Here is a 5,599-nt window from a genome sequence, read left to right as displayed (position 1 = left end):
CGCCGTCACCGGCGGGCGGTGGTCGTGACCGGTCGGGCGGTCACGCCAGGCGGTGCCAGAAGACCTGGCCCGTCGGGCCGTAGAGCACCAGGTTCGAGTCGTTCTGCACGATCAGCCGGTCGGCCGCCGTGCCCCACGTGTTGGTGTGCCACTTCGCCACGCCCGCGTCCGTGTAGACGACCAGGTTGCCGTCGTTCTGGAGCACCACGTACGTCGCGCCGGTGCCCTGGGTGCCGGTGTGCCACAGCGGCTGACCGGCCGCCGTGTACAGCACCAGGTTGCCGTCACCCTGCATGACCAGCGTGAACCGGCCGTCCTGGGAGACCTTGCTCTGCCCGGCCCGCAGGCTCTCGCCGCGCAGCAGGGTGTCGTTGCCCGGCTGCGGCGGGGTGGTCGCCCCGGTGAACAGCAGCGCGTTCGGCGAACCGGCGCCCGGGTTGACCACCTTGTTCGGCGTCGCGGCGGCCACCAGCGCGTCCCGGACCTGCTGCGGGGACGCGCCGGGGTTGCCCGCCAGGACCAGCGCGGCCGCGCCCGCCACGTGCGGCGTCGCCATCGACGTGCCGCTGATCGTGTTCGTGGCGGTGTCGCTGGTGTTCCACGCCGACGTGATGCCCACGCCCGGTGCGAACAGGTCCGTGCACGTGCCCCAGTTGGAGAACGAGGCCCGGTTGTCGGCGCTGTCCGTCGCGTTGACCGTGATCGCCTCCGCCACCCGGGCGGGGGAGAACGAGCAGGCGTCGGCGTTCGAGTTGCCCGACGCGATGGCGTACGTCACGCCCGACGCGATGGACCGCCGCACGGCCGCGTCCAGGGTGTCGTTCACGCCGCCGCCGAGGCTCATGTTCGCCACGGCCGGCTTCTGCGAGTTCGCCGTCACCCAGTCCACGCCCGCCACGACGCCCGCGATCGTGCCGGAGCCCGCGCAGTTCAGCACCTTGACGCCGTGCAGCCGGACGCCCTTGGCGACGCCGTGCGCCGCGCCGCCGATCGTGCCCGCCACGTGCGTGCCGTGGCCGTTGCAGTCGGAGTTGTTGCCGTCACCGCTGGTGTTGGCGTCGAAGCTGGCCCGACCGCCGAAGTCGGTGTGCGTCGCCCGGATGCCGGTGTCGACGATGTAGGCGTGGACGTTGGCCGCCGTGGTGGCGTAGCTGTAGTTCGCGTTGAGCGGCAGGTCGCGCTGGTCGATGCGGTCCAGGCCCCACGACGGCGGGTTCGGCTGGTCGGCCAGGGCCTGCACCCGCTGGTCCTGGGCCACGTAGGCCACCGCCGGGTCGGCCGCCAACCGCTTGGCCGCCCGTTCGCCCATCGTCGCGGCGAAGCCGTTGAGGGCCGAGTGGTACCGGTGGGTGACGCGGGCGCCCACCTTCGCCGCGAGCACGTCCGCGCCCGCGCCGTCCTTGAGCACCACGATGTAGCTGTCCGGTACGGCGGCCGGGCCGCCGGCGTCGCGGACCTGCGCCTCGGTGGCCTGGGCGGGCGTCACGGCCAACGCCGCCACCACCACCGCGGACGCACCGACGCCGACCGCTCGGGCTAATCGAATCCAGGGCGCGCGGAACTCTCCCATGTCGGGTTCTCCCTCGTGCAGGGGTCGAGGATCAGGGGTTCGCGCGAACCCCTCCGACCCTGGCACGCCCGCGGGCCGAGCGCCCGCCTCCCATCAGGCGAACCTTCGGCCGCCGCGTGTCCTGCGTTCGGAACGCGCGTGTCCTACCTCCGGAACACCCGTGTCCTACTTCCGGAACGCGCGAGTTGAACGCCCGGAACGCGAGAGTCCTACCTCCACAGCGCGAGAGTCCTACGTTCGCAGCGCGAGAGTCCTACGTCCACGACACGTGAGTTCAACGCTCACGACGTGAGGGGGGCAACGCTCAGTAGACCGGGCCGGTGTACTTCTCGCCCGGGCCCTGGCCGGGCTCGTCCGGGTACGCCGACGCCTCGCGGAACGCCCGCTGCACCGACTGGAGCCCCTCGCGCAGCGGACCGGCGTGCGGACCGAGGTACTCGGCCGACGCGGTCACCAGGCCGGCCAGCGCGGTGATCAGCCGGCGGGCCTCGTCGAGGTCGCGGCGCGGGCTCTGGTCGGGGTCCGGGTCGGCCAGGCCGAGGCGTTCGGCGGCGGAGGAGAGCAGCATGAGCGCCGCCTTGCTGATCACCTCGACGCTGGGAACATCGGACAGGTCGCGGACGTTGTACGAGGGCAGGTCGGTCACGGGAGCCATTCTCGCAACCACACCGGATGGGTCGCTGATTCGGGGGTTGACAAGACCGTCTGCTACTATTCTCCGCGCGACCAGTCCCCACACCTGTGGGGACGGCAAGTGGAGCCCCGCTCCCACCCGAGTCTGCCGCTTCGAGCAGGTGGCCGGGTCCGGTCCCTCGAAGGGTGGACTGCGCCCTTCGTTGTGCGATCGGTCGGAAGCGGGCCTCACACCGGGCAGGTGTGGGGCCTCTTGTTTTTGGCGCAGAACGAGTCACAAAGGACGTGAATGACAAGTCCCTCGAACCGAGGTGCTCCCGTGAGCACCGAGCCGCGCATCAACGACCGCATCCGCGTGCCCGAGGTTCGTCTGGTCGGGCCGAACGGCGAGCAGGTCGGGATCGTTCGCATCGAGGACGCGCTCCGACTCGCCCAGGAATCGGACCTCGACCTCGTCGAGGTCGCCGCGCAGGCTCGGCCGCCGGTTTGCAAGCTCATGGACTACGGCAAGTTCAAGTACGAGAGCGCGCAGAAGGCACGTGAGTCTCGCCGCAACCAGCAGTTGACGGTCATCAAGGAGCAGAAGCTCCGGCCGAAGATCGACCCGCACGACTACCTGACGAAGAAGGGCCACGTGGCCCGCTTCCTGTCGCACGGGAACAAGGTCAAGGTGACCATCATGTTCCGGGGCCGTGAGCAGTCCCGGCCGGAGCTGGGTTACCGCCTGCTGCAGAGGCTCGCGGAGGACGTCGCGGAGCTCGGTTTCGTCGAGTCGAACCCGAAGCAGGACGGCCGCAACATGATCATGGTGCTGGCCCCGCACAAGACCACGAAGACCCGCCCGATCAGGCACGACAGCGGCGAGCACGACATCGTCGAGGACGACGACGCGTCGGCGGAGTCTGTCGAGGAGTGATCTCCCGGCCCCCGGGCCGGGAGCACGCAATGACCTCCGGGCCCCCGGGCCCGGAGCACGCATGGCCGCCCCCACCCCCGGTGGCTGCACGAGACTGAGGACGGAAATGCCCAAGAACAAGAGCCACAGCGGGACCTCCAAGCGCGTGAAGGTCACCGGCAGCGGCAAGCTCGTCCGCGAGAAGGCCGGCAAGCGGCACCTGCTGGAGAAGAAGTCCAGCAAGCTGACCCGTCGCCTCTCCGGCACGACCGAGGTCGCGAAGAACGACGTGCCGCGGCTGAAGAAGCTGCTCGGCCTCTAAGACCTTCACCCCCTTGAACACCGGGGCCCTCCACCGGCCCCACGAGATCGACAGGACGGACCCGTGGCACGCGTCAAAAGGGCAGTGAACGCCCAGAAGAAGCGCCGTACCACCCTTGAGCTCGCCAGCGGCTACCGCGGCCAGCGTTCGAGGCTGTACCGCAAGGCCAAGGAGCAGGTGCTCCACTCGCTGAACTACGCCTACCGGGACCGCCGCGCCCGCAAGGGTGACTTCCGGAAGCTGTGGATCCAGCGCATCAACGCCGGTGTCCGCGCCAACGGCATGACGTACAACCGCTTCATCCAGGGTCTGCGCCTCGCCGGCATCGAGGTGGACCGCAAGATCCTCGCCGAGCTGGCCGTCAGCGACGCCGGCGCGTTCACCGCGCTGGTCGAGGCCGCGCGGGCGGCGCTGCCCAGCGACGTCAACGCGCCGGTCGAGGACAAGGCCTGAGCGCGAACGACCGCGCACCACGACCCGGGGAAGCTCCGTTCACCGAACGGACTCCCCGGGTCGTTGCCGCTAAGCGGTTGACCAGGCGTGCCGGCCGCGACCGCGCGGAGCGGTTCCTGGCCGAGGGCGCGCAGGCCGTGCGCGAGGCCCTGGCCTGGGCGGCTGCCGGCCGCGGCGCGGTGCACGAGCTGTTCGTCACCGACGTCGCCGCCACCCGCAACCCCGAACTGGTGCGCGACGCCGTGGACGCCGGTGTGCCGGTGAGCGGCGTGACCGACAAGGCCGCCGCCGCGCTGTCGGAGACGGTGACGCCCCAGGGCGTCGTCGCGGTGTGCTCGCCGGTGGACGTGCCGCTGTCGGAGGCGCTGACGCCGGGTGCGCAGCTGGTGGCCGTGCTGCACGGCGTGGCGGACCCCGGCAACGCGGGCACGGTGGTGCGCGTGGCCGACGCCGCGGGCGCCGACGCGGTGATCTTCGCGGGCGACGCGGTCGACCCGCACAACGGCAAGTGCGTGCGCGCGTCCACGGGCAGCGTGTTCCACCTGCCGATCGCCCGGGTGCGGGACGCGGACGAGGCGTTCGCGGCGTGCCGGGAGGCGGGTCTGCGGCTGGTCGCGGCGGACGGCTACGCGCCGGAGGACCTCATCACCGCCGACCTGCGCGGTGACCTGGCGGTGCCGACGGGGTGGGTGTTCGGCAGCGAGGCGCACGGGCTGCCGGACGAGGTCGTGTCGGGCCTGGACGCGGCGCTGAAGGTGCCGATCTACGGCGGTGCGGAGAGCCTGAACCTGGCGACCGCCGCCGCGGTGTGCCTCTACGCCTCCGCTCGGGCCCAGCGGGCCTGAGCCTCGCGCGGTCGAGCTCCCGGGCGTTCGAGTCCGGGAAGGCTCAGTCCGTTCCGGCCATCGCGGCGGCCCGGCGGGCGAGCCGGGCGGCGGCCTCGCGCAGCTCCGGCGGTTCCAGGACCTGCGCCTCGAAGCCCAGCCGGACCACGTGCCCGGCGAGCCAGTCCAGGTCGTCACCGCCGACGACCAGCACGCACCACCCGTCGCGGTCGTCCTCGACGCGTCCCACCTGCGGCGGCACCAGCTCGCGCACCCGGTCGGGCGGGGCGTGCAGCCGCACCCGCGCCACGTGCCGGTACGGCGCCCCGGTGACGGACCGCTGCACGTGGGCGACCGGGTCGGGGTGCTCCCTCGGCCGGAACCGCCAGGTCGTCGCCGCCACCTCGCGCATCCGGTCCAGCCGGAACGTGCGCCAGTCGTCCCGGTCGACGTCCCAGGCCATCAGGTACCAGCGTCGGCCGGTGGCGACCATCCGCACCGGCTCGACCGTGCGCTCGGCGTCCCCGCCGTCACGCCCGGCGTACCGGAACCGCACCCGCACCGCGTCGCGGCAGGCCCGCGCGAGGGTCGTCAGCAGCTCCGCGTCGATCTCGACCCCCGGCCCGACCAGGATCTCGGTCGCGCCGTGCACCGCCCGCACCTCGGCGCGCAGCCGGGGCGGCATCACCTGGTCCAGCTTCGCCAGCGCCCGCAGCGCCGCCTCGCCCGCGCCGGCGACCGTGCCTCCCGCCGCCAGCCGCAGCGACACCGCGGTCGCGATCGCCTCCTCGTCGTCCAGCAGCAACGGCGGCAGCCTGGTGCCCGCGCCGAGCTGGTAGCCGCCGCCGACGCCCGCCGTCGCGTGCACCGGGTAGCCGAGCGCGCGCAGCCGCCCCTCGTGA

At 72.4% G+C, this 5,599-nt stretch carries 7 protein-coding genes; 4 read left to right on the top strand and 3 right to left on the bottom strand.

The genetic code is table 11. The features are described 5' to 3' along the window. Positions 1 to 40: 40 nt before the first annotated feature. Complete coding sequence (locus AB0G02_RS27025; RefSeq protein WP_360798896.1) at positions 41 to 1,570, bottom strand: S8 family serine peptidase; 1,530 nt, start codon at positions 1,568 to 1,570, stop codon at positions 41 to 43. A gap of 304 nt (positions 1,571 to 1,874) precedes the next feature. Next, on the bottom strand, positions 1,875 to 2,225 hold the full coding sequence (locus AB0G02_RS27020) for a DUF1844 domain-containing protein (RefSeq protein WP_360798893.1): 351 nt from the start codon (positions 2,223 to 2,225) through the stop codon (positions 1,875 to 1,877). A gap of 267 nt (positions 2,226 to 2,492) precedes the next feature. Between AB0G02_RS27020 and infC the strand changes: the two genes are divergently transcribed. From infC to AB0G02_RS27000, 4 genes are all read left to right on the top strand, one after another. After that, positions 2,493 to 3,119: a translation initiation factor IF-3 gene (gene infC / locus AB0G02_RS27015; protein WP_360798890.1), complete on the top strand. Its 627-nt coding sequence runs from the start codon at positions 2,493 to 2,495 to the stop codon at positions 3,117 to 3,119. 106 nt (positions 3,120 to 3,225) lie between these two features. Beyond that, positions 3,226 to 3,420, top strand: a complete 195-nt coding sequence (rpmI, locus tag AB0G02_RS27010) for a 50S ribosomal protein L35 (protein ID WP_053722438.1) — start codon at positions 3,226 to 3,228, stop codon at positions 3,418 to 3,420. A 63-nt stretch (positions 3,421 to 3,483) separates the two neighbouring features. Further along, positions 3,484 to 3,873 (top strand): 50S ribosomal protein L20, encoded by a 390-nt coding sequence (rplT, locus tag AB0G02_RS27005; RefSeq protein WP_106620312.1) that lies wholly within the window; start codon positions 3,484 to 3,486, stop codon positions 3,871 to 3,873. Further along, positions 3,870 to 4,718, top strand: coding sequence for an RNA methyltransferase (locus AB0G02_RS27000; RefSeq protein ID WP_360798899.1), 849 nt, complete (start codon positions 3,870 to 3,872; stop codon positions 4,716 to 4,718). Before rplT ends, AB0G02_RS27000 begins: the two co-directional genes overlap by 4 nt. Positions 4,719 to 4,761: 43 nt before the next feature. Here the strand turns inward: AB0G02_RS27000 and AB0G02_RS26995 are convergent. After that, on the bottom strand, positions 4,762 to 5,599 hold an 838-nt coding region (locus AB0G02_RS26995), incomplete at its 5' end, for a WYL domain-containing protein (protein WP_360798887.1).

It is taken from the genome of Actinosynnema sp. NPDC023658 (genome assembly GCF_040639995.1).
Lineage (GTDB): Bacteria > Actinomycetota > Actinomycetes > Mycobacteriales > Pseudonocardiaceae > Actinosynnema.
This window is presented reverse-complemented; position numbering and strand designations above follow the sequence as displayed.

Coding starts and splice junctions, on each gene's coding strand:
- AB0G02_RS27025 (WP_360798896.1), bottom strand. CDS start 1,570: ATGGGAGAGTTCCGCGCGCCCTGGATTCGATTAGCCCGAGCGGTCGGC.
- AB0G02_RS27020 (WP_360798893.1), bottom strand. CDS start 2,225: ATGGCTCCCGTGACCGACCTGCCCTCGTACAACGTCCGCGACCTGTCC.
- infC (WP_360798890.1), top strand. CDS start 2,493: ATGACAAGTCCCTCGAACCGAGGTGCTCCCGTGAGCACCGAGCCGCGC.
- rpmI (WP_053722438.1), top strand. CDS start 3,226: ATGCCCAAGAACAAGAGCCACAGCGGGACCTCCAAGCGCGTGAAGGTC.